Origin of the sequence: Rhizobium metallidurans (assembly GCF_014196505.1) — a bacterium.
Classification (GTDB): domain Bacteria; phylum Pseudomonadota; class Alphaproteobacteria; order Rhizobiales; family Rhizobiaceae; genus Rhizobium; species Rhizobium metallidurans.
In genome coordinates, this window is sequence record NZ_JACIDW010000066.1 from 1 (window position 1) to 1028 (window position 1028).

1 protein-coding gene is annotated in these 1028 nt (G+C 61.6%); it reads left to right on the top strand.

What is annotated here, in order from left to right; genetic code table 11:
* Positions 1 to 1028: IS66 family transposase (gene tnpC, locus GGQ67_RS25710; protein WP_183902805.1), on the top strand; the 1028-nt coding region annotated here is incomplete at both ends.

Consider the following 1028-nt stretch of genomic DNA (forward strand, 5'->3'; position numbering starts at 1 on the left):
GACGCGGGTGAAGATGAGTTGGTCGCGGAAGTCGCAGCCAAAGCCTCAGCCGTCAAAGCCTTCGAGCGCAAGCGTCCGTCGCGCAAGCCCTTTCCCGAACACCTGCCGCGCGAGCGCGTCGTCATCGCGGCTCCCGCCAATTGCGCCTGCTGCGGATCGGCCAAATTGTCGAAGCTCGGTGAGGATATCACCGAGACTTTGGAAGTCATCCCGCGCCAGTGGAAAGTTATCCAGACAGTGCGGGAGAAGTTTACCTGCCGCGAGTGTGAGAAGATCACCCAGCCACCAGCACCCTTCCATGTGACGCCCCGAGGCTTTGCCGGACCTAACATGCTGGCGATGATCTTGTTCGAGAAGTTCGCCCAGCACCAGCCGCTCAATCGTCAGAGCGAACGCTATGCCCGCGAAGGCGTTGACCTCAGCTTGTCGACGCTGGCCGATCAGGTCGGAGCATGCGCCGCGGCGTTGAAGCCCATTCACTCCCTCATCGAGGCCCATGTCCTGGCCGCCGAGCGACTGCATGGCGATGACACGACCGTGCCGATCCTGGCGAAAGGAAAGACCGATACGGGCCGCATCTGGACTTACGTCCGGGACGATCGGCCGTTCGGAGGGCTCTCACCGCCTGCGGCACTGTTCTACGCATCGCGAGACCGGCGACAGGAGCATCCTATACGCCACTTGGAGGCCTTCTCCGGCATTCTGCAGGTGGATGCCTATGGCGGCTACAATCCGCTGTTCAAGGGTGATCGCGATCCCGCGCCTCTGCGCCAAGCACTCTGCTGGGCACATTCACGCCGCAAGTTCTTCGTGCTCGCCGACATTGCCGCTAACGCCAAACGTGGCAGCAAAGCTACGCCGATCTCGCCAATGGCATTGGAGGCCGTCAAACGGATCGATGCCCTCTTCGATATCGAACGGGAGATCAACGGCCTTGCCGCCGAGCAGCGTCTGGAGCGTCGACAGATGGAAAGTCGGCCACTCGTCGACGATTTGCAGGCCTGGCTTCAAACCGAGCGATCCAAGCT